Annotated in this window: 23 protein-coding genes and 4 pseudogenes; 14 read left to right on the top strand and 13 right to left on the bottom strand. The window is 70.6% G+C overall.

Annotation, left to right across the window (positions count from 1 at the left end; genetic code table 11):
* Nucleotides 1–55: 55 nt before the first annotated feature.
* Both ABZ312_RS27265 and ABZ312_RS27270 read right to left on the bottom strand, forming a co-directional pair.
* Nucleotides 56–706 carry a hypothetical protein gene (locus ABZ312_RS27265; protein ID WP_500438974.1) on the bottom strand — a complete coding sequence of 217 codons (651 nt, stop codon included), beginning with the start codon at nucleotides 704–706 and terminating at the stop codon, nucleotides 56–58.
* Nucleotides 707–845: 139 nt separating this feature from the next.
* Nucleotides 846–1172 (bottom strand): annotated as a pseudogene (locus ABZ312_RS27270) (N-acetylmuramoyl-L-alanine amidase); the annotation flags it as partial.
* Here ABZ312_RS27270 and ABZ312_RS27275 point away from each other — a divergent pair.
* On the top strand, nucleotides 1123–1449 hold the full coding sequence (locus ABZ312_RS27275; protein WP_500438975.1) for a hypothetical protein: 327 nt from the start codon (nucleotides 1123–1125) through the stop codon (nucleotides 1447–1449). The pseudogene ABZ312_RS27270 and the gene ABZ312_RS27275 overlap by 50 nt on opposite strands.
* A 50-nt stretch (nucleotides 1450–1499) precedes the next feature.
* Here the strand turns inward: ABZ312_RS27275 and ABZ312_RS27280 are convergent.
* A pseudogene (locus ABZ312_RS27280) lies at nucleotides 1500–1994 on the bottom strand (transglycosylase SLT domain-containing protein); the annotation flags it as partial.
* Between the two features lie 542 nt (nucleotides 1995–2536).
* Between ABZ312_RS27280 and ABZ312_RS27285 the strand changes: the two are divergent.
* The 6 genes and pseudogenes from ABZ312_RS27285 to ABZ312_RS27310 form a co-directional block, all read left to right on the top strand.
* Nucleotides 2537–3268, top strand: a pseudogene (locus tag ABZ312_RS27285) (serine/threonine-protein kinase); the annotation flags it as partial.
* 265 nt (nucleotides 3269–3533) lie between these two features.
* Nucleotides 3534–3998 (top strand): hypothetical protein, encoded by a 465-nt coding sequence (locus tag ABZ312_RS27290; RefSeq protein WP_500438976.1) that lies wholly within the window; start codon nucleotides 3534–3536, stop codon nucleotides 3996–3998.
* A gap of 121 nt (nucleotides 3999–4119) precedes the next feature.
* Nucleotides 4120–4806 carry a TetR/AcrR family transcriptional regulator gene (locus tag ABZ312_RS27295; protein ID WP_500332237.1) on the top strand — a complete coding sequence of 229 codons (687 nt, stop codon included), beginning with the start codon at nucleotides 4120–4122 and terminating at the stop codon, nucleotides 4804–4806.
* A gap of 154 nt (nucleotides 4807–4960) precedes the next feature.
* On the top strand, nucleotides 4961–5989 hold the full coding sequence (locus tag ABZ312_RS27300) for an NAD(P)-dependent alcohol dehydrogenase (RefSeq protein ID WP_500357537.1): 1029 nt from the start codon (nucleotides 4961–4963) through the stop codon (nucleotides 5987–5989).
* On the top strand, nucleotides 5986–6558 hold the full coding sequence (locus ABZ312_RS27305) for an SUKH-4 family immunity protein (RefSeq protein WP_500332235.1): 573 nt from the start codon (nucleotides 5986–5988) through the stop codon (nucleotides 6556–6558). Before ABZ312_RS27300 ends, ABZ312_RS27305 begins: the two co-directional genes overlap by 4 nt.
* A 166-nt stretch (nucleotides 6559–6724) precedes the next feature.
* Nucleotides 6725–7024 (top strand): transposase, encoded by a 300-nt coding sequence (locus ABZ312_RS27310; protein ID WP_500332238.1) that lies wholly within the window; start codon nucleotides 6725–6727, stop codon nucleotides 7022–7024.
* A gap of 37 nt (nucleotides 7025–7061) precedes the next feature.
* On the opposite strand, the gene ABZ312_RS27315 is transcribed toward ABZ312_RS27310, so the two are convergent.
* Nucleotides 7062–7466: a VOC family protein gene (locus tag ABZ312_RS27315; RefSeq protein ID WP_500357535.1), complete on the bottom strand. Its 405-nt coding sequence runs from the start codon at nucleotides 7464–7466 to the stop codon at nucleotides 7062–7064.
* A 205-nt stretch (nucleotides 7467–7671) separates the two neighbouring features.
* A complete protein-coding gene (locus tag ABZ312_RS27320; protein WP_500438953.1) occupies nucleotides 7672–8283 on the bottom strand; it encodes a GNAT family N-acetyltransferase in 612 nt (203 codons plus the stop codon).
* Between the two features lie 280 nt (nucleotides 8284–8563).
* Here ABZ312_RS27320 and ABZ312_RS27325 point away from each other — a divergent pair.
* Nucleotides 8564–9016 (top strand): annotated as a pseudogene (locus ABZ312_RS27325) (IS110 family transposase); the annotation flags it as partial.
* Nucleotides 9017–9135: 119 nt separating this feature from the next.
* On the opposite strand, the gene ABZ312_RS27330 reads toward ABZ312_RS27325, so the two are convergent.
* Both ABZ312_RS27330 and ABZ312_RS27335 read right to left on the bottom strand, forming a co-directional pair.
* Complete coding sequence (locus ABZ312_RS27330) at nucleotides 9136–9564, bottom strand: VOC family protein (RefSeq protein ID WP_500329225.1); 429 nt, start codon at nucleotides 9562–9564, stop codon at nucleotides 9136–9138.
* Nucleotides 9565–9788: 224 nt separating this feature from the next.
* A complete protein-coding gene (locus ABZ312_RS27335; RefSeq protein WP_500329226.1) occupies nucleotides 9789–10532 on the bottom strand; it encodes an alpha/beta fold hydrolase in 744 nt (247 codons plus the stop codon).
* 125 nt (nucleotides 10533–10657) lie between these two features.
* On the opposite strand from ABZ312_RS27335, the gene ABZ312_RS27340 reads away from it, so the two are divergent.
* Complete coding sequence (locus ABZ312_RS27340) at nucleotides 10658–10894, top strand: hypothetical protein (protein WP_500438954.1); 237 nt, start codon at nucleotides 10658–10660, stop codon at nucleotides 10892–10894.
* 509 nt (nucleotides 10895–11403) lie between these two features.
* Here ABZ312_RS27340 and ABZ312_RS27345 read toward each other — a convergent pair.
* Nucleotides 11404–11883, bottom strand: a complete 480-nt coding sequence (locus tag ABZ312_RS27345) for a DUF4232 domain-containing protein (RefSeq protein ID WP_500438955.1) — start codon at nucleotides 11881–11883, stop codon at nucleotides 11404–11406.
* 677 nt (nucleotides 11884–12560) lie between these two features.
* Here ABZ312_RS27345 and ABZ312_RS27350 point away from each other — a divergent pair.
* Nucleotides 12561–12893 (top strand): histone-like nucleoid-structuring protein Lsr2, encoded by a 333-nt coding sequence (locus ABZ312_RS27350; protein WP_500329229.1) that lies wholly within the window; start codon nucleotides 12561–12563, stop codon nucleotides 12891–12893.
* Here ABZ312_RS27350 and ABZ312_RS27355 read toward each other — a convergent pair.
* Entirely contained in the window at nucleotides 12866–13168 is a 303-nt protein-coding gene (locus ABZ312_RS27355; RefSeq protein WP_500329230.1) for a hypothetical protein, read from the bottom strand. The two genes, ABZ312_RS27350 and ABZ312_RS27355, sit on opposite strands and share 28 nt — an antisense overlap.
* Before the next feature lie 301 nt (nucleotides 13169–13469).
* Entirely contained in the window at nucleotides 13470–14819 is a 1350-nt protein-coding gene (locus ABZ312_RS27360; RefSeq protein ID WP_500329231.1) for a tetratricopeptide repeat protein, read from the bottom strand.
* Between the two features lie 110 nt (nucleotides 14820–14929).
* Between ABZ312_RS27360 and ABZ312_RS27365 the strand changes: the two genes are divergently transcribed.
* Nucleotides 14930–15196, top strand: a complete 267-nt coding sequence (locus ABZ312_RS27365; RefSeq protein WP_500438956.1) for a phosphodiester glycosidase family protein — start codon at nucleotides 14930–14932, stop codon at nucleotides 15194–15196.
* Nucleotides 15197–15347: 151 nt separating this feature from the next.
* Here the strand turns inward: ABZ312_RS27365 and ABZ312_RS27370 are convergent, their stop codons facing one another.
* Nucleotides 15348–16340 carry a DUF5937 family protein gene (locus ABZ312_RS27370; protein ID WP_500357531.1) on the bottom strand — a complete coding sequence of 331 codons (993 nt, stop codon included), beginning with the start codon at nucleotides 16338–16340 and terminating at the stop codon, nucleotides 15348–15350.
* Between the two features lie 155 nt (nucleotides 16341–16495).
* On the opposite strand from ABZ312_RS27370, the gene ABZ312_RS27375 reads away from it, so the two are divergent.
* Both ABZ312_RS27375 and ABZ312_RS27380 read left to right on the top strand, forming a co-directional pair.
* The gene (locus ABZ312_RS27375; protein WP_500329234.1) at nucleotides 16496–17020 is read left to right on the top strand and encodes a tetratricopeptide repeat protein; all 525 of its coding nucleotides are present in this window, start codon (nucleotides 16496–16498) and stop codon (nucleotides 17018–17020) included.
* 102 nt (nucleotides 17021–17122) lie between these two features.
* The gene (locus ABZ312_RS27380; protein WP_500329235.1) at nucleotides 17123–17560 is read left to right on the top strand and encodes a DUF6174 domain-containing protein; all 438 of its coding nucleotides are present in this window, start codon (nucleotides 17123–17125) and stop codon (nucleotides 17558–17560) included.
* A 72-nt stretch (nucleotides 17561–17632) separates the two neighbouring features.
* Here ABZ312_RS27380 and ABZ312_RS27385 read toward each other — a convergent pair whose 3' ends face one another.
* Both ABZ312_RS27385 and ABZ312_RS27390 read right to left on the bottom strand, forming a co-directional pair.
* Nucleotides 17633–17851 carry a hypothetical protein gene (locus ABZ312_RS27385; protein ID WP_500329236.1) on the bottom strand — a complete coding sequence of 73 codons (219 nt, stop codon included), beginning with the start codon at nucleotides 17849–17851 and terminating at the stop codon, nucleotides 17633–17635.
* A 222-nt stretch (nucleotides 17852–18073) separates the two neighbouring features.
* Nucleotides 18074–18508 carry a nuclear transport factor 2 family protein gene (locus ABZ312_RS27390; protein ID WP_500357529.1) on the bottom strand — a complete coding sequence of 145 codons (435 nt, stop codon included), beginning with the start codon at nucleotides 18506–18508 and terminating at the stop codon, nucleotides 18074–18076.
* Between the two features lie 158 nt (nucleotides 18509–18666).
* Between ABZ312_RS27390 and ABZ312_RS27395 the strand changes: the two genes are divergently transcribed.
* Nucleotides 18667–19560 carry a helix-turn-helix domain-containing protein gene (locus ABZ312_RS27395; RefSeq protein WP_500357527.1) on the top strand — a complete coding sequence of 298 codons (894 nt, stop codon included), beginning with the start codon at nucleotides 18667–18669 and terminating at the stop codon, nucleotides 19558–19560.
* The last annotated feature ends 13 nt before the right edge of the window (nucleotides 19561–19573 follow it).

Below are 19573 nucleotides of genomic sequence, written 5' to 3' on the forward strand. Positions count from 1 at the left end.
GGTCCGGCACACCAGTGCGTGCCGGACCCCCCGGTGGACCCGTCCGAGGAGCGGGTCAGGAGCCGTGGTGGGACGGACGTCCCTTGGCGGTCATGTCATCCGCGTAGATCAGGGCGGTCTTGTGACCGTACTGGACGGTGTACATCTTCTTGGCGCCGAAGACGACCTTCCCGCTGGAGGGGAAGAAGTCGTCCGTCAGGGCCGGGGCCGCCGTGGAGACGTAGGCCTGGCCCGCCGGGATGCCGTACATGCTCAGCGGAGCCTGCGTGGACGGCGAGAGACCGGCGGGGTACTCGGCGGCGTCCGGGTAGCTGGTGCCGTAGACCTTCACCGGGTCGGTCGCGGCGGGCCTGACGATCGTCACGTCGCGCGCGGGGATCGTGTTGACACCGCGCGGGTTGTGGAACCACACCTTGCTGCCGCTGAACCAGATCGCGGTCCAGTCGCCCTTCTTCCCGGCGACGACGAACTGCTGTCCCGCCTGGGCGGTGCTGCCCCAGTCGCTGATCCGGTTGGTGCCGGGGGCACCGGGGTGGATCGACTGCTCGCCGAAGAGCGGGGCGTCCGCACGCGGTTCGGTGCGCACGTAGACGAAGTTCGACGCCTGGCGCACCGTGGTGCACTCCTCCGTGGCGTCGCTGCCGTCGTCCTCGGGGCACAGCTCCATGGTCTGCTTGTTGCGGGCGAAGCCCGGGGCGATGGTCACGGCAGCCCACCGTGCCGACGCCGTGCCGGCCGGAGACCGGAGCGCCCAGCAGTTCCATGAAGTGCTCCCAGTCCCAGGACGGGCCCGGGTCCCAGTGCTGGTCGTTGACGAACCGGTCAGCGGGGGCGACAACGTTGTCATGGCCGATGATGTGCTGCCGGTCGAGCGGAATGCCGTACCGCTCGGCCAGGTACCTCACCAGGTCGGCCGTCGCCTGGTACTGCGCCTCGGTGTACCACTGGGCGCCGTGCGCGGCGTAGCCCTCGTGCTCGATGCCGATCGAGTGGAGGTTGGTGGAGTAGTTGCCCGCCTGGAAGCCCAGGTCCTTGGCGGGCACCATCTGGGTCACCGCGCCGTCGGAGGACCGCATGACGTAGTGCGCCGCGACGCTGCTCAGCGGGTTCTGGAAGGTGGCGATGGCCGATTCGTACGGCGATTCGGTGTCGTGGATGACGATCTGGTCGATCCGGACGCCGTTCGCGGGCCGGTCGGAGACCTGGCCGTTCTTCGGGCTGGCCGGGACGAAGGTGCAGTTCACCGTCGGCGGGCACTCGGTGTCCGCCACCACGGCCGAGGACAGCTTGAGCTTGTCCACCTGCGAGGTGGCGGGGTTGACCGCGGCGTCGGCGTCGAGCCTGACGCTCTGGCCGTCGTCCGTGGTGCGGGCGACGCCCTTCTTGATGGTGGCGAAGACGCGGTCGGCGAACGCGGTCGCACCCTGCCGCACCGTGGACTGGCTGTAGCGGGCGACCGCTCCGTACCAGTCGTCCGGGTCGTCGGATGGCTCCGCGCCGAGCTCCCGCTGGTACGACGCCAGCAGTGCGGCTCCGCCGCGGATGTTCGCGGCCGGGTCGTCGCGCAGCTCGTCGGCCGGCAGACCCGTCAGCTCCGCCGCGGTCCGGAGGGTGTGCTGTGCCGCGCCCGAGGCGAGTTCCGCGGCCTCCGCCCGTCCGGCCATGCCCGCGGCGCCGCCGGCGAGCATGTCGGGCGTGACGTCGGTCAGGTGCATGGGCCCGAAGCCGCCCGAAGCGCTGTGCTGCCCCTCGTGGGTGTCCCAGGACGACTGCTGGTAGGCCACCGCGAGAAGCACCTGCTCGGGCACCTCGTACTCGGCCGCGGCGGCGGCGAAGTTGCTCTGGAGTGCGGTGTCCGCTCGAGGGGTGTCCTCCGAAGCCTGGGCCACGACGGGCACGGCGATGGCTCCCGCCACCGCGACGATGGCCGCGCCGAGCGCGATGGGACGGCGCCGGGAAGCGTGCTTCCGGCGCGATACTGAGTCTTTGGTCATTGAATCCCGATTCCGGGGTGACGAGGTAGGTCACGCCACCTGTCCACGCTGAGGAGCGGCACGAAACGGACCGTCGGTGAAGGGCGGCCCGGCCGACAGGCCTGCAGCGGAGCCTGTCCTGAGTGACCGTCATGGTCCAGGTCGCATCGCCCCTGAACTCGATGCCCGATGAACGTATCACACTGTCTGGGCGCCAAGATGAACGGTGTGTTTGTGAGGGGAAGGGGGAGGTGTGATGCCGAGTATGGGACGATATCCGCGCATTTCCAGGGCTATTCGAGGCGGGAAGCCGGACGTGGCCAAGGCGCCTCAATGACACTGTTGTGAAGGTCGCGGTCTCCGGCATCGCATCGTGTGATCGCGGAGCATGCGGTCCCGCCGGGCGCCGCCCTTCGCGCCGTTGCGCCCCCACCGAAGCCTGTGGAAAACGGCTCACACGTGACAAGTACGTCTATAGGCTGACACCAAGTCACCTGGGTGGGGTGTGTGGGGAACGGGGCGGGAGGTACGCCGTGCGTGTGCTGTCGGGGCGGTACGAGTTGGTGGAGACCGTGGGCCGGGGCGGCATGGGCGAGGTCTGGCGCGGGATCGACCGTGAGCTCGGCCGTGCCGTGGCGGTCAAGGTGCTGCCCCCGGAGCTGACCCGGCACGAGGAGTTCCGGACCCGATTCCGCCGGGAGGCCCGTACGGTCGCCTCGCTCACCCACCGGGGGATCGCGGTGCTCCACGACGTCGGTGAGGACACCGGCGGCGAGGAGGTCGTCCCCTACCTCGTCATGGAGTTCATCGAGGGGCGCACGCTCGCCGAGGTGCTGGGCGACGGTCCCCTCACGATGGAGCGCTCGGCGGCGATCATGCGGGACGTCGCCGACGCCCTGGCCCACAGCCATGCGCAGGGGCTGGTCCACCGCGACGTCAAACCGTCCAACGTGATGATCACGGCTGACGGCCAGGTCAAGATCCTCGACTTCGGCATCGCCAAGGTCGTCGCCGACACGGCGACCCGGCTGACCGCGACCGGGATGACCGTGGGGACGCCCGCCTACCTCTCGCCGGAGCAGATCCACGGCACGGCGGTGGACGCGCGCACCGACCAGTACTCGCTGGGGTGCCTGTTCTACGAGCTGCTCACCGGCCGGCCGCCCTTCACCGGTGACTCGCCGTTCGCGGTGATGAACCAGCACCTCGCCAAGGACCCGGTGCCGCCCTCGGCACTGCGCCCGCAACTGCCCGGCGCCGTCGACTCCGTGGTGCTCCGCGCGCTGGCCAAGCAGCCCGAGCAGCGGTTCCTGGGCATGGGCGCCCTGCGCGACGCCCTGGGGAACCTGCACAGCGGCGGCAGCCTGGCGGGCACGGCTGGCGGCACCCGCCTCGCGGGGCCGCAGGAGCAGGTGGCGGTGCCGGCCGGGCCGCCCCCGGCAGCGCGTGTCGCGCAGCCGGCACCGCCGGCGCCCCCTCAGCCCGCGTCGGCGCCGACGATCCCTCCGGTGGCGGGCACGGGCGCGGCGGCGCCCCCCCGCCGCACCCGCACCGGGCGGGGTGAAGATCGGCTCCCTGTGGCGGGGCGAACGGCTGGCCCCCTTCGTGGCGACGTTGCTGGCGCTGCCCGTGGTGATCTCCACGTGGGATTCCTACGCCTACTCGAGCTCGGCCATGACGGCTCTGGTCGCCGCCTGGCTCACCGCGCTGATGCTGACCTGCCTGCGTCCCGGCCTTGCGGGGGCCTTCGCGGCGGTCGCACCGGCCACTTTGCTGTGGGTGCGCGACGACATGCCGGGCATCATGATTCTCCTGCTGCTGGCCGTGGCGTGCGCGGTGGGGGTGTTCTACCGGTCGGGGACGGCCGCCCAGGTCCTGTCCTACGGCGCGATCCTGTGCGTCGGGCCGGTCATCGCGAGCACGTCCGGCTCCTACGGAGAGGGGGCGACGTTCCTGCTCCTGGCGGCCGCGGCCTGCACCGGCCTCGCCGCCGTCCGGCACCCGCGCCGGCGCAGCGACAGCTGACCCCACACGCATCGGCGGCCGGTGTGGGGGAGGATGGGGCCCGGCCTGTCGGCGCGTGCCGGTGGGGACGTGTCGGGGCAGGCCCGGTGGAGCAGTTGAGAGGGGGACGGTGGAGATCGCCATGCAGTCCGGAGCCACGATGCGGCCCCGCAAGCCGTTGAGCCGGGAGCGGATCCTGGGTGCCGCGGTGGCCCTGGCCGATGACGGCGGGGTCGCGGCGCTGAGCATGCGGAAGATCGCGGGGGCGCTCGGTGTGGTGCCGATGGCGCTGTACAAGCATGTGGCGAACAAGGACGAGTTGCTCGACGGCATGATCGATGCCGTGGTCGGCGAGATCGACCCGCCGGTCGCCGGGGCGGACTGGCAGGGTGCGGTGCGGGGGCGTGTGCTGTCCGCGCGCCGGATGCTGCTGCGTCATCCGTGGGCGTCCGGGGTGATCGAGGCGCGGATGAAGGCGCGGACGACCCCGACGCCGGCGGTGCTGGCGTACCTGGACTCGATGATCGGGATCTTCAGGGCCGGGGGTTTCCCGCTGGACCTGGTCCATCATGCGATGCACGTCATGGGCAGCCGTGTCCTGGGCTTCTCCCAGGAGTTGTTCGAGGACAGCCCGGGAGGCGAGCCGGATCCGGACGCACCGCCACCCGAGGAGATGGCCGCACGCTACCCCCACGTCACCGAGCTGGCCATGGCGGTCGCCCATGACGCGCAGTCCGTCGTCGGTGCCGGCTGCGACGACCAGCTGGAGTTCGAGTTCGCCCTCGACCTGATGCTGGACGGCCTGGAGCGGCTCCGGAACCGGGCCTGACGCGGCGGCAGGATCGCCGCCCGGGCGGCCTTCCCCTCCCACACCTCTTGACGGGTGTACGCCGTACACCTACCGTGCGTGACAAGGGAGTTGAGTGGCGCACCGCCCGGGCGTACCGCTCCGGGCGGTCGGCGACGAGGGGCTGGGGAGCTCGATGAAAGCGATCGTCCAGAAGAGGTTCGGTCCGCCGGAAGTCCTGCGCCTGGAGGACGTCGAGCGGCCCGAGGCGGGAGCCGGCGAGGTACTGGTGCGGGTGCGTGCGGCGGCCGTCAACCCGTACGACTGGCACATGATGCGCGGCGACCCGTATGTGGCACGGCTGATGGGCGGCATGGGGGCAACCCGGCCGAGGGTGCCGGTGGCGGGCATCGACGCGGCCGGGCACGTGGAGGCGGTCGGCGCGGGCGTGCACGGCGTCACACCCGGGGACGAGGTGCTGGGCTTCTGCCCGGGCTCCTTCGCCGAGTACGCCCGTACCACCCCCGACCTGGTGGTCCCCAAACCCGCGGGGCTGACCTTCGAACAGGCGGCGGCGGTGCCGATGGGGGCGGTGACCGCGCTGCGCGGCATCCGCACCGTGGGCCGGGCGCAGGCCGGGCAGCGGGTGCTGGTCAACGGCGCCGCCGGAGGCGTGGGCCACTTCGCGGTGCAGATCGCCGCGGCCCTGGACGCCGAGGTCACCGCGGTGTGCAGCCCCGGCAACGCCGACCTGGCACGCTCCTTGGGCGCCGCGCACGTCGTCGACTACACCCGGCAGGACTTCACCGGGTCGGGCGCACGCTACGACCTGATCCTGGACAACGTCGGCAACCACCCGCCGGCCCGGCTGCGCCGGGCACTCACCCCGGAAGGCATCCTGGTGGCCAACGGCGGCGGTTCGCCCGGCCGCGTGTTCGGTGCGGTCGCCTCCACGCTGCGCGTGGTCGCCGCCAACGCGTTCGTCCGGCAGCGGCTGCGCGTCATCTTCCCGGCGGCCCCGGCCGGGCCCACCCACGAGGACCTGCTCGCCGTCGCCGCGCTGATGGAGGCGGGCCGGCTGGCCCCCGTGGTCGACCGTACCTACCCGCTGGCGGAGGCTGCCGAGGGCATGCGCCACGTGGAGCGGGGCCATGCCCGCGGCAAGACCGTCATCACCGTCGGCCGTCAGGCACCCCCGAGTGAAGGGCCGGGAGCTGCGAAATGAGACCCCTGGTCGACCGCGTCGCGATGGAGTCGGTTTTCGGCCCCGACGAGCTGGTGACCGTGGATGACGCTGCCCTCGCCGGCGTCATCCACGAGCCGACCCGGGTCTTTCTGAGGGACGTGGGCCTTCCGGACCGGATCGGCTGGTTCATGGCGGACCAGCGGCTCGTCGACGGCGACCTGCGCATCGGCGGCGAGGCTTGGAAGGCCGTCTCGGAGAAGTACCCGAACTGCCCCTTCGACATGTCGTCGTGGCTGTCCCTCGGCGGGATCGGCATGGACGACGTCGTCGCCGACACCAGGACCGGGGCCGTGTACTGCATTCCGGAGGACGGGGGACCGCACCTGCTCAACAGCACGGTGGACGCGCTGGCGTTCTTCCTCCACGCGCTGGAGGAGGAACGGCCGGACTACGACCCCGAGGCCGCCACCGACGAGGGCGTCGACCCGGAGGGTGCGCGCGACAGGCTGCTGGCACGCATGCGTCGTGCCGACGGCGCGGTCATGGAGGACGAGGACTCCGCCTGGTACAGCGTGCTGCGCTACGTGCGGAACCTCATGCAGGACTAGGGCGTGTATCGGAAGTGGATCTTGGGTGTGGGGTGATCTCGATCTGTGGCACGCGGAGATCTGACGGATACACAGTGGGAGGTACTGAAGCCGCTGCTGCCCAAGGGCAAAAAGCCGGCTGCCGACATGGACCCTGCGGCAACTGATCGACGGCATACGGTTTCGGATCCGCACCGGTATCCCATGGCGGGACGTGCCCACCGACTACGGACCCTGGGGCCGGGTGTACGACCTGTTCCGCCGCTGGCAGCGGGGCGGAACCTGGAAACGAATCTTCACCCAGCTCCAAGCTCAGGCCGACGCGAAGAACCTGATCACCTGGGACATCAACGTCGACTCCACCGTCGTGCGCGCCCACCAGCACGCCGCCGGGGCAAGAAATAGGGGGACCTGCAGAAGGAACGGCCCGGCGGTATCGCCACCGAGCCGGACGACCACGGCCTCGGACGCTCGCGCGGCGGCCTGACCACCAAGCTGCACCTGGCCGTCGAACGGGGAAACGTCTAAGTGTCGAGCTCGGTGAAGAGGGTCAGCTGAAGAGCGCCCGGTGCCTCAAGCCGGGAGTTCAGTGAGTTCCAGGGGGTGCGCGTCGGCCCGGCGACCACCTGAGCTCCGGCGGCGGCCAGCTTCGAAGTGGTGGCGGCGGAGTCGTCGACCTGGAAGGCAACCCGAATGTGGCCAGCTACTCGCCGCCCTACCTCGACTTCGTCGATGAAGGCAGCGTGGTTTGGATCAGTCAGCTCCAAGGTGGCTCGGCCGGCATCGAGGATGGTGACGCGTCCGTCGGGAGAGGTGAAGGCGCCGCGCTCGGTCAGGCCGAGGACGTCGCGGTAGAAGTGCAGCGCCGCATCATAGTCGGCTGCCGTGACCACTAAGCGGAGCTCGCGGACAGCGGGTTCGTCGGACACGTCGGCTCCTTGAAAGATCTCGAGTACTGACTCGTCAACCCAGTGATCCGCCGGACGATTCCCCGGCCGGACGGATTCGATGATCTCGCCACCGTTGCACGATCGTGCTGGCCGCAGCCATCAACGAGTCGCTGTGACCTGCGCTTTCGATACACGCCCGAGTGCTGTGACCGCATGGGTTCGCCGGGTTGCTCGTTGATCTCACTCAAGGGCAAGTTCCCGTGCCTATTTCAGGGGTGCGTGGCGTGTACCGGGGGACGGGTGAAGCCCGCCACTCCCGCCGGAGTAGGGAGTACACCAGGTCGTCGCGCCATGCCCCCTTGAAGAACTCCGTTCCGATGAAATGGGCCTCCCGGCGCATGCCCAGCCGTTCGAGGAGCCCGGCGGAGGCGGCGTTGTCCGCGTGGCAGCGGCCGATCACCCGGTGCAGCTCCAGTGCGTCAAATGCCAGGTGCAGGACGGCGAAGGCGGCCTCGGTGGCGAAGCCCTTGCCCTGGTGGGCGGGGTGGAAGACATAGCCGAGCTCGCCCTGGCGGTGTTCCGCGCTGATCAGGACCAGTTCGACCTGCCCGACGACCGTCCCCGTGCCCGGCTCGACGACCGCCAGGCTGAGACAGTCCCCGTCCGAGTCCAGTGTGGTCTCCCGGGCCATTTGCTCCACCGCCACCCAGACGTCCTCCGGTCCGCGCGGCTCCCATCGCATGAAGCGGGCGACGTCGGGCCGGCGCTGGTACTCGCAAACGTCCTCCGCGTCGTCGGGCCGGAACGGGCGGAGTATCAGCCGGGCAGTGGCGATCGGAAGGTCGATACACAACATCGGGCGACTGTACCCAGGCCACTGCGCCGACCAGTCGCCGTGTCACCGGATCGGTGGTGCGCGCGGCACGGCCGCTTCCGCCGCGTTCGGAACATGGACGCCCCTGGCGCTGTGACCGCGTGGGTCGGCTCCCGACCACCAACCCGGCGAACCTAATTCCTTGTTAACGGTGCCTCGAGCAGCTGTGAGCCTTGGGGTGCTGTTCGAATGCTGGACTGTGACGTCTAAACGTTGCCTGGCGACTGACGCCTCGCATCAGAGCGGCGGGCAGTCCGGCGTACTCGCGATGGCGGTCGAAGAGGTTTTCCCTCAACACCCTGACGCTGACGTGATCCTCAGCTTCCCTGGTCTCGGCGTCCAGCTCGGAGCCCGGGTGCTTGCCGAGATCGGAGACGACCGTCAGCGGTTCGCCGACGCCCGAGGTCTGAAGGCATACGCAGGCTCCTCACCCATCACCCGCGCTTCGGGAAAGAAGTCGTCCATCACCCGCCGGTGGGTGAAGAACGACCGCCTTAACCACGCCGGCTACCTGTGGGCTTTCTCAGCGATCACCGCTTCACCCGGCGCCAAAGCCCATTATCGCAAGCGGCGCAATGATCACGGAGACTGGCACGCCGCCGCCCAACGCAATCTGTTCAACCGCATGATCGGCCAGCTCTACCACTGCCTCCAGAAGCACACACTGTTCGATGAGAGCACGGCCTTCCCCACCGAACTCGCGGTCGCCGCTTGACCTGCTAACCGCCTGAGGTGTCTATGCGGTCACCGCACTGGTGAACCGGCCCCCACCCTCATCCGGCCCCGGGCTTCACCGCCCGGGGCCAGGAGGAACGGCGGGTCGACTGCCGCCGACTACGGACGGGTGTAGGTCCGGGTCATGACCTCCATGTTGTGACCGTCCGGGTCGGCGAAGTACGCGCCACGACCACCGAACAGGCGGTTGACCCGGCCGGGCTCGGCATGGCCGGGGTCGGCGTAGTAGGTGACCCCCACCGCTTCCAGGCGGGCGATCACCTCGTCGAACTGCTCCTCGGACACGAGGAACGCGTAATGCTGCGACTGGACCGGCTCGTCGAGCTTCTCGTAGTAGTCGAGTGTGACGCCGTTGCCGAGATCGACGGGGAGGAACGGACCGATGGGCGCGCCGACCCTCAGGCCCAGCATGACGGCCAGGAACTCGGCCGACAACTGCCGGTCCCGGGCGTAGACAGCGGTGTGGTCCAGTCGGGCGGGAGCCGCGGGCGGCTGGTTCGCGTACGGGTTCTGCTGGTCGTTCGGCATGGGTGACATCGGTCTCCGGGTCTCGAATTCGCGGGGAACAGGCACCGCGTGGGGCGCCGCGGGGAGACTCGGAAGGAAGGCGGGGCTCTTGCCCGCCTCGTGCTCACGCCGAGGCCGGCGACCCAACTCGTGCATGGCTCAAGGCCGACCCGGCAGTCACCCGATCGAACCTAGTGACTGCCACGGGCCTGGGCAACCCCTCAGAACACCTGCCGGAAGCCTGGTCAGCCGGTGGCGCTCTCGGCGGCCTGCCGGATGATGCGGGCGACGGCCTCGGGCTGGGAGACCGACACCGCGTGGGAGGCGTCGAGTTCCACCGTGCGGGCCTTGGCGCGCTCGGACATGAAGCGCTGCGCCGCTGGCGGGATGTTGCGGTCCGCGGTGGCGACCAGGCTCCACGAGGGGATCGACCGCCAGGCGGCCGCGGTGGCCGTCTCCTCCAGGGCCGCCGCGGCGACCGGGCGCTGGGTGGTGGCCATCAGGTCGGTCACGGACTGCGGCACGTCGGCGGCGAACTGGTCGTGGAAGCTGTCGGTCTTGATGTACAGGTCGGTCCCGGTGCCGCCGTCGGCCAGCGGGAAGGGCACCGCGTCGAGGTTCGGGCCGAGGGTGCTGCCCGGGTAGGCGTTGGACAGCTGCAGGGCGCTCTCGCCCTTCTCGGGGATGAAGGCGGCGACGTACACCAGGGCCTTGACCTTCGGATCCCCCTCGGCGGCCTGGCTGATCACGGCGCCGCCGTAGGAGTGCCCGGCGAGCACGACGGGTCCGTCGACGCTCTTCAGCACGCTGGCGAGGTACGCGGCGTCACTGGCCAGGCCCCGCAGCGGGTTGGCCGGCGCGAGGACCGGATGCCCCGCCTGACGCAGGTGCTCGATGACGCCGTTCCAGCTGGAGGAGTCCGCGAACGCGCCGTGCACCAGGACGACCGTGGGCCTGTGCGGGGCGGGGCGGGCGGTGGTGTCGTTCATGGTGGTTGTTCTCCTTGGGCAGTGCGGGTCGTGTCCTTCGCCGGTGCGCCGCTGGGGTGCCGCCGACACCGAGAAACCTAGCGCCATATTTCCTCGTACACAAGTCGATTGCTGGCAAGGCAAATTTGGCCTTCCCGGCGGCCTTCGCCCTGGCCCGCGTGCGCCACGGGGCGCTCTGCGCGGCGGTACTGGTCGTGGCCCCGCTCTTCGTCCTGCTGTACCCGTACGAGGTGGCGGCTGCCGTCCCCTACGCCTCCGGGACGCTGTGGGCGAGGACCGCGATCCTGACGGGCGTGGCCGCCCTCGCCATCCGCCTCGGTCTGCGTTCGCGTGCGGCCCGGGAGCGCCGCGGGACGACCTGAACCGGCGCCGTTCAAGCGCCGGGGGCGCGGTCTGACGGAGGGTGGGCACCGCGGTGCCCACCCTCCCGACGCCGAGGCGAGAGGGCTGCGAGGACGATGAGGACTACGAGCAGTTGATCGAGTTCGGCCGGGAGTTCCGCACCACCCCTGCGGGGGGTCCACGTCGCCCGAAGGTGAGGCCGGAGCTACCGGCGGCAGTGCGTGCCGCGCCCCGCCTGATGTGGACGGCCGCCCCCACACGGGAAGCGGCCGAACCCCATTGGTACAACCCTGTCTGCGCATCTTCAGGGTCGGTCCTGCCTGCGTACCGACCATACGAGCCGTGTCCGATGCGTGCACGGCGTGTCAGCTTGCATTCGGCTCGACGGGTGACGGCACGCCAGGTCTGACTGCTGTAGACGGCGCGAAGGTCAGGAGGGTGACAGGCCCCGTGGACGGACGACGCGGACCCACACGCGTCTTCGGCAGGCACCCAGGGGAAAGGGTGGGCAATAGGCCTCCACCGACGGCTAGGCGTTGATGCCCACGTTGCCCGGCACGAAAGCCGACACCGCCAGGAGACCGTGCGAGCAAGGTGAAACGTCGATGGGGAGGTATGCCGTGCGGGCGGCAATCGGAGCGCCCACGATGTATGCGGAGCCGGCACGGCAGACGTCGCTCACCCCTTCCGGCACGCGTTGCCACGCGACGTTGAACGAGGCTTCGCCCGAAGGCTGCACGACAAGGCGGCGAGCGGGTTCAGTGTAGAAGGCTTGGCCGCCATCGTGCGTGATCCTGGTCGCGACGCGACTGCCATTCCTGTCTGCGACGGCAACGGAAGGATAGCCCCACAGCGCGCATGGCCGGGTCGAGGTGTTGATGAGGACGATGAGATCCCGCTGATGTCCCGCGTCGACCTGGCTGTTGCCCAGATGGGCCTCCAGTTCGGTGCACGGCCCTGGTCCCGCGGAAAGGCGATTGTTCGCCCGGGCGGGAAAGTCGGACGTCATGGTGTCGACGGTGACGGTGACGGCGGACGCCGAGCGAGAGGGGGCCGCAGCCCCCGGGCTGCGCGTGGCGGACGAGCAGCCCGGGAGGGCTGTCGCAGCACAGACGGCACCCGTCGCCAGCAGCACGCCGGCGCGGCGGCCGGCAGACCTGGTGAGGACCACGGGAAGCTCCCTTCCGGCAGGACGCCGGTCACTTGGGTTCGGGCGGCACCGACGGTGGCGGACCGACAGGTGATGTCCTGGGTCTTCCGGGCTAACGAACCGTGGCCGAAGAGATGACGGCGCCGGCCGCCCGTGATGCGCCGCCGGGGTGACCTTTCACCGTCCGCCCCAGGGATTTCCCGGGTACGGTGCAGCGACGGCGTCGGCCGACCGCATGCGCACCGAATATTTCGCCCCTTACCTTGCGGGCGGTGAACACGGCGGGCACACGTGCTGTCCCGAACGACCGGCCTTCGCGCGGCCCGTCGCCGAGGGATGTCCGATCCCGCGGGCCTTCCGGATTCACAGGAACGTGTCCCCCGGCACTTACGGCTGCCGAGCGGATCGGAAACGACCCTGACCAGCCGAGGAGTGAGCGTTCCAAACGCATCAACAACCGTCACGCAACTCGCCAAGGTCGCCTATCCCCATTGCGTGTAGGGTCACGTTGGTTGTCCGGGAAAGGAACAAGAAAAATGGCGCAGCGCGTGCAGACTCTGCTGGTCGATGACATCGACGGCGGTACCGCTCACGAGACGGTGAACTTCGGCCTCGACGGGCGTGAGTACGAGATCGACCTCAGCGACGACAATGCGGCTGCGTTGCGCGATGCGCTCGCTCCGTTCCAGAAGGCTGCCCGCAAGCAGTCGCGCAGCCGTGGCAGGGGAGTGCCGCAGCAGCGGACGCAGGTCGGTGCCGACAATGCCGCGGTGCGTGCCTGGGCGAAGTCGAACGGCGTGGAGATCAGCGACCGCGGCCGTATCTCGGAGAGCGTCCGCCGTCAGTTCGAGGCCGCGGTCAACGGCTGAGACCCCCACTGGCACGACGGTCCGGCCGGCAGGGACACATCTGCCGGCCGGACCGCGTTGCCCGCCTCACCGCAGTGGACGCCCTGGGTCCTCCTGCCGCTGCGGCGCCGACGCCAAGCGCGGTGGTACTGGACGGGGGTGGTGACCTTCCCGACCAGTGCCGTGGCCGCGGGGCGCGCCCAGTACGGGTCGCGCAGCAGCACGCGGCCGAGGAGGACGGCGTCGGCCCTGCCGGAGGCGACGACGGCCTGCGCCTGGCCGGGTCCGGTGATCATGCCGACGGCATCCCCGGCGCGCGGCTGGAGGTGATGGCCGACACCGATCATTACCTGCCACTCCGGGCTCCAGGGCGACTTCTCGAACTCCTCCTCGACTTCGACGTCTTCGTTGATTGTCGTGGGGTCGCTCGGGCGGGTGATGTGGCGTCATAGGGCAGCGCGGGTCCGGACCCGACCGTCCCCGCCTCATTGCTCGCCATCTTGGAGTTGGTGGCGGGGAACTTCACGGCGCCTGCGTTCCGCACCTTCGCCGCGCTGGTCACGGGGCTGATCGCGCAGACAGGTGTTTGCGTGTTTCTCAGCGGGCCCAGGCGCGCCGTTGTTCCTCTCGTTGGGTGGTGACGTCGGGAATGGCGGCGATGGCTTCCGCGCAGCGGCCCTGCTGGACCAACAAGCGGGCCAGCTCGGTCGCTGACCAGCGGCCGGGGTGCTCGCGGAGGTGGGCGATGGCCTCCTCCGCGCAGCCGTCCTTCGCGAGCAGCAGTGCGATGGTCACGTCCCGGTCGTCGACCTCGTCCGGCGGCAGTGCCTCTATCTCCGCGATGGCCTCACGGCAGCGCCCCACTTCGCCCATCAGCCACCAACGGTTGGAGGGGAGCCAGTACCCGCTCTCCTCGAGGAACTCGGCGCTGCGCCCCTCCGTGAGCTCCACGGCTCTGCCGGGGTGCCCGTGTTCGGCCAGCAGGAGCATCGTGGGCTGGAGGAGGTTCTCGTAGGGGTCGTCGAACGTGGACGCCACCGCCTCGATGGCCTCCTCGAACCGACCCTGCCGGACCAGCAGCTCGAGCAGTTCGTTCCGGTACCTGGTCGCATGCTCGGCGGTGGCGATGAGGCGGCGGAGGTACGCCTCTGCGTCCCCGGCCCGTCCCAGGTCCTCCAGGGCCGTCACGTAGGGGCGGGCGGCGACGGACATCTGGGTGCCGGTGGCGAGCTCGTGCAGCTCCTCGATCCGCCCGTGCCGTACCAGCAACTCGGTATAGAACTCAACGGTGTTCTGCGGCCCGTACCGGCGCGCGGCCACATCCGCGCCAAGCAAACCGATCGCCTCATCCGCCCTGCCGGACCGCTCCAGGACGAGAGCCTGCGCAGGCAGGACCTCCCACAGGCCATGGCCGCCGCACCTGCACTGCTCCTGCCCGCGCCGGAACTCCTCGGCCATCGGGGCGAGCAGCTCCAGCACCTGGTCGTCGCGCCCCTGGCCCTCGGTCATCCGCACCAGGGACCGGAGCACCCATCCGTCGCACAGGTGCGGCACGAGCACGTCGATCGCCTCGTCCACCTGCCCGGCCTTGACCAGTACCTCGGCGTAGTCCGGCCACGTGTCGGGCGTCTCCTCGTCCCATTGCTCGGGGTCCGCCAGCTCCAATGCCTGTTCGATGCGGCCCCACCCCATCAGGACGTCGGCGCCGACTCGGACCGCGGGCTGCCAGCCGGTGGCCGCGAACGGCTCGATCACATCCCAGGCCCGCTCGAACTCACCCCCGGCGCACAGTCCGCGGACCGCGCCCTCGGCGCAGAACCAGTCCCCGCGTTCCTGCGCCGCCTCCACCAGCGTCTCCAGGCCGCCGTGTTCGAGGATCTCGTCCACGATCCGCGGCGGAACGCCGCCGAGATGGACCCGCTGCCACTCGAGATCATCAACATCCACGGGAGCACCCTAGGACCCCCCACTGACACCGCCCCGCCGTACCGGAAGCCTCGTGCACTCGCCCATGCCAATGCCCGCAAGGGCGACTCCGCTCCGTCAGCGCCCCGCTCGTGACGGTCGACGGGGGCGCGGGCAAAGGTGCGACCCGCCTGGAGCCGGCCCACCTGCTCCACGACCTCGGCGCGGTGGACGCCCTGAACATGGACGGTGGCGGCTCGGCCACCCTGGTGTGGCAGAACGCGTTCGCGAACACGCCGTCGGACGAGAGGAACGTCCCGTCGCCGACGCGGTCTTCGCTGGTCCGGGCGGATACCCCCTTCAGTGAGCCGGCGCGCCCGGCGGCGTCCGCTCCGCCGGACGAGGGCGCCGTCGCCTGAGATGCGCCGCCACCGGTCGGAATGGAAACCGGTGGCGGCGCAGGGCGGCTCATCGGAAACTCCGGCCGGGGTCGGACCGCCGACCCCGGTGACCGGGTCGGAGGAACGGAGGGTAGGGGTTGAGCGGATGACGAGGGGCGGTGCTGACCGCCTATTCGTTGCCGTGGACGAGCGCTGACCCCAACGGTGTACGCCGGTAACGGATCTCGTGACGGTGTCGCGCCCCGACGACGAGGCCGCTGTCGCGCAGCACCTTCAGGTGTTCGGAGACCGTGGCGGGTGCCAGCCGGTGTCGTCGCGCCAGGCCTGTCGTCGACGCCGGCTCGTCGAGTGCGGTCAGCAGGGCGGCGCGGGTGCCCCCGACGAGTCGTGCCAGGGCGGCGCTCGGGAGTTCATGCGTCGGCTGCCAGAGGTTGCCCAGGCCCCGGGCCCGGTAGGCGACCGCCGGCTGCCAGGGCGGCTGCGTGATCACGATCGCCTCGTCCCACTTGAACACGCTGGGCATGAGCAGCACGCCACGCCCGGCGAGCGCGACGTGCCCGTTGCCGCCGGGGTCGCGTACGAGGGTGTCGCCGGTCCAGTGCAACGTCCGGTCGAGATCGGCGAACAAGCCGTCCAGACCGCCTTCGGCAAGGCGCCGCGAGCGGTAGGCGATGTCGGCCTCCAGCGCTGCGCGCACCTGCGGCCACACCGGTTCGACGAGCGCTTGCCACGCCGCGCGCACCAACTGTGTGAGGAGCCCGAGCACGTCGGCCGGGTCGCCGAGCAGCAGCCGCCCGAGTTCGCCGGCCTGGGCACCCGGGGTGTCGAGCAGTGACATCTCGATCTCGCGGCGCACGACGGAAGCGGGCGTGGCTGCCATCCGGGTGAGCTCGCCGTCGAAGTCCGGGGAGGAGGTGAGCGGGGGCAGGGAGAGGAAGTCCGGGGTGTAGCCGCGACGTGGCTGCAGCAGAGTGAGCGGCCGCAGGTCGACCGCCTGCAGACGGGGCAGCGCCTCCTGCAGCCACCGACGGTGATGCGGCCCGGGTCCAGGGCCCCGCGCTCCGGTCGCGATGCGTACTGCGGCGAGGGTCTCGAAGACCGGGGAGTAGGCGAACCGGCAGCGGGCCAGGTCGGACGGCCCGAAGCCGAGGCTGATGGCCACGCCCACCCCCGTGGGTTCCGTGTCCCGAGCGTCGTGCGCCGGCGACGGTGATTCGGCCCGTACCGAATCACTGGTGGTGATCCTAACCGCCTGGCCAGGATTGATCACCTCGGCCGGGACCGGTCGAACTCACCGGGGAATCGAAGGAGTACGGCATGCACGACGTCACCGACCATGCGGAGCCGGGCGGCCGGCACGCCGAGGTCAACCGCCGCGCCGCCGCGCTGTTCGCCGTCATCGACGACCACGAGGAGGCCGCGTTCCTCGCGCAGATCGACGCGCTCGCGGCCGAACTGCCCGAAGGAGATGCCGACGGCCTGTTCCACAGGGCCTGCGCCCGCGACTCCTGGGGCCATTCCGGCGCGGCCGTCCCGCTCTACCGCGAGGCGCTCGAACGCGGCGGCCTGACCGGCGAGAACCGCCGCCGCGCCGTGATCCAGATGTCCAGTTCCCTGCGCAACACCGGCGACGCGGCCACGGGCCTGGCGATGCTGGAGGCCGAGCGCGCCCACGGCCCGGACCACCTCGATGACGCTCTCGACGCCGTCACCGCGCTGTGCCTCGCCTCACTCGGCCGTGAGCGCGAAGGGCTGTCCCTCGTCCTGATCGCCCTGGCCGAGCATCTGCCGCGGTACAACCGGTCCATGGCCAACTACGGAAAGGCTCTGATCGAGGACTGAGCCGGCACAGCCTCGCCGGCACCCCGTACCGCGCACCCCGCCGCGGAACCGGATCGCCGCCCGTCGCGTCGGAGCGACAGCCCACCACGGAAAGGCACGCCGATGCCGAGACCTCACGCACTCCTGCTCACCGCGGTATCAGCGCTCGCGCTCACCGCGACCGCCTGCGGCTCCGATACCGAAACGGCCCCGGAGCCCCGATGGGCCGAGCCAGCGCGGTACTCCTTCACGCTGCTCTCCGAAGGCGGCGAACGCGGTGGCCTGGGCAAGTACCGGATCACCGTGGCGGACGGGAGGGTGGCCGAGGCGGTCGGTCTCGACGAGCCGGCCCGGCAGACCATCGCCCGCGAGCCGCAGAACGTGCGGACCCTGCGCGACCTCCTCACCCAGCTCCGGCAGGCCCGGGCGGACAAGGCGGATGTCGCGGACGCGGTGTTCGCGCCCGACGGACACCCCACCGAGATCCACCTCGACTGGGAGACGAACTCCGTGGACGACGAGGCCGACTACCTGATCACCGAGTACCGCGTGCACCCCTGAGGATCGTTCCCGCTTCCGCACCCCACACCACCCGGGTCGCAGAGCACGACCGTACCCCTGCCCTCTGCTCCTCTACAGCGCCGTCGACGGGAGAGGGACGCCGCGGTCCGCGGCCACGGCGCGGGCCGCTTCGGCGCAAGCCGAGAACCGCTTTCCGGCGCGGTCGACCACCCCGGTCACGGGGTCGTCCGTACACGGGTGGGCACGGTCGCCGTGCCAGGTGCACCGGGCGGCGGACACGCTGCCCGGGTCGAGTTCGGACAGATCGATCCACACCGTACTTTTCTCCATGCCGCACAGACTGGCACGCCCGGCATCCTCCGCGGGCGGGAAAGCGGCCTGCGCCGGCCTGCTCAGCCCTGACCAGGAGGCTTCCGGTCGGACACGACCGCCTCGTTCCTCACCCGGACCCCGTCGATGGACCACGCGCACAGTCCCACCAGGAGGGCCCGCTCCGGCCGCGTAGACCGGCAGCGACCGGACGGACGTCTCGCCGACCGCCCGGGGCGGTCGTCAGCGGATGCCGGCCTCGGCCCGCGCGTAGAACGCGGCGAGTTCCTGGGCGTTCTTGGTGTAGACGTCGATCTTGCGCACCGCGCCGTCCTCGACCTGGTGGATCTCCACCATGGTCAGCGGGAACTCCTCACCGGTGGTGTGGGCCGTGAGCGTTCCGGTGAGCGTGCCGACGACGCCGGCCGGCCCCTCGTACACCTCGGCCGCGGTGATGGCGACGGCGGCGTAGCCCATCATCGCGCCGAGGACCGACTGCACGAACACCTCGCGGCCCTGGTGCACACCGCCGTACGGGAGCTGGTTCGGCTCGTCGACGATCACCTCGGGGGCGAGCCTTTCCAGGACACCCGGTACGTCGTCCCTGCTCAGCGCTGCGTACAGCCCCCGCACGACATCCGCGGGGCTCTGAGTCACCGTCTCGGTCGTCTTGTTCATCGTCTGCGTCCTTCCGGTCCTGTCCACCCATGAAGGTGGGGCCCCGGGCGATCGGGGCACACACCATGCAACGCCGGACGGCCGGGGCGGGGGAGTCCCTGCCGTGAGGGGTACTGCCAGGTCCCCCACGCTTCGCGCGGCCTGCCTACCCTGTCCGTATGGACAACCGGGACGCCGTCAGCGCCTTCCTCCGCTCCAGACGCGACAAGATCACCCCCGAGCAGGCCGGGCTGCCGACGTACGGTCAGCGGAGGGTGCCCGGACTGCGCAGGGGTGAGGTGGCCACGCTCGCCGGGGTCAGCGTCGAGTACTACACGCGCCTGGAGCGCGGCAACCTCAAAGGTGTCTCCGACAGCGTGCTGGACGCCCTCGCCCAGGCGCTGCGGCTCGACGCCACCGAGCGCATGTACCTGTACGACCTCGCCCGTGCCGCGGGACCGGCGCCCGCGGCGCGGGTACGGGTGCCGCAGCAGAGCCGGCCCGCGGTGCGGCCGAGCGTGGCGCGGATCGTCGAGGGGATGCCGCGGATGCCGGCGTTCGTGATGAACAACCGCCTCGACACGCTGGCCGCCAACCCCCTGGGCCGGGCCCTGTACGCGGAGATGTACGCCGACCCGACCTGCGGAGCGAACGTCGCCCGGTTCGCGTTCCTCCATCCCGCGGCCGGGCGGTTCTACGCCGACTGGGAACGCATGGCCCGTTTCGCCGTCGGCGCCCTGCGTGTCGAAGCGGGAAGGCACCCCTACGACCGGGAACTGACGAACCTGGTCGGTGAACTGTCCACCCGCAGCGACGCCTTCCGCATGCTGTGGGGAGCCCACGACGTGCATGTCTTCCGCGACAGCACCAAGCGCCTCAACCATTTTCTCGTGGGCGACCTGGAACTCGATCAGGAAACGATGAGCCTGCCCGACGAAAGCGGCCTGAGCGTGGTCGTCTACAGCGCGCCCCCCGGGTCCGCCGCCGAGGACGCGTTGACGATCCTCGCCAACTGGTCCGCGACCGGAGCGGAGCAGGAGGCGGACCACATCGACGAGCGGCGCAAGGGCTAGCGATCGGCGATGC

Source organism: Streptomyces sp. NPDC006207 (assembly GCF_040613835.1).
Classification (GTDB): Bacteria; Actinomycetota; Actinomycetes; order Streptomycetales; family Streptomycetaceae; genus Actinacidiphila.

What these genes read in the sequence shown, in the direction of transcription:
- ABZ312_RS27275 (WP_500438975.1), top strand. Translation starts at nt 1,123, where the DNA reads ATGGCCGATTCGTACGGCGATTCGGTGTCGTGGATGACGATCTGGTCG.
- ABZ312_RS27295 (WP_500332237.1), top strand. Translation starts at nt 4,120, where the DNA reads ATGCAGTCCGGAGCCACGATGCGGCCCCGCAAGCCGTTGAGCCGGGAG.
- ABZ312_RS27300 (WP_500357537.1), top strand. Translation starts at nt 4,961, where the DNA reads ATGAAAGCGATCGTCCAGAAGAGGTTCGGTCCGCCGGAAGTCCTGCGC.
- ABZ312_RS27305 (WP_500332235.1), top strand. Translation starts at nt 5,986, where the DNA reads ATGAGACCCCTGGTCGACCGCGTCGCGATGGAGTCGGTTTTCGGCCCC.
- ABZ312_RS27320 (WP_500438953.1), bottom strand. Translation starts at nt 8,283, where the DNA reads ATGTTGTGTATCGACCTTCCGATCGCCACTGCCCGGCTGATACTCCGC.
- ABZ312_RS27330 (WP_500329225.1), bottom strand. Translation starts at nt 9,564, where the DNA reads ATGCCGAACGACCAGCAGAACCCGTACGCGAACCAGCCGCCCGCGGCT.
- ABZ312_RS27335 (WP_500329226.1), bottom strand. Translation starts at nt 10,532, where the DNA reads ATGAACGACACCACCGCCCGCCCCGCCCCGCACAGGCCCACGGTCGTC.
- ABZ312_RS27345 (WP_500438955.1), bottom strand. Translation starts at nt 11,883, where the DNA reads ATGACGTCCGACTTTCCCGCCCGGGCGAACAATCGCCTTTCCGCGGGA.
- ABZ312_RS27350 (WP_500329229.1), top strand. Translation starts at nt 12,561, where the DNA reads ATGGCGCAGCGCGTGCAGACTCTGCTGGTCGATGACATCGACGGCGGT.
- ABZ312_RS27355 (WP_500329230.1), bottom strand. Translation starts at nt 13,168, where the DNA reads ATGATCACCGGACCCGGCCAGGCGCAGGCCGTCGTCGCCTCCGGCAGG.
- ABZ312_RS27375 (WP_500329234.1), top strand. Translation starts at nt 16,496, where the DNA reads ATGCACGACGTCACCGACCATGCGGAGCCGGGCGGCCGGCACGCCGAG.
- ABZ312_RS27380 (WP_500329235.1), top strand. Translation starts at nt 17,123, where the DNA reads ATGCCGAGACCTCACGCACTCCTGCTCACCGCGGTATCAGCGCTCGCG.
- ABZ312_RS27385 (WP_500329236.1), bottom strand. Translation starts at nt 17,851, where the DNA reads ATGGAGAAAAGTACGGTGTGGATCGATCTGTCCGAACTCGACCCGGGC.
- ABZ312_RS27390 (WP_500357529.1), bottom strand. Translation starts at nt 18,508, where the DNA reads ATGAACAAGACGACCGAGACGGTGACTCAGAGCCCCGCGGATGTCGTG.
- ABZ312_RS27395 (WP_500357527.1), top strand. Translation starts at nt 18,667, where the DNA reads ATGGACAACCGGGACGCCGTCAGCGCCTTCCTCCGCTCCAGACGCGAC.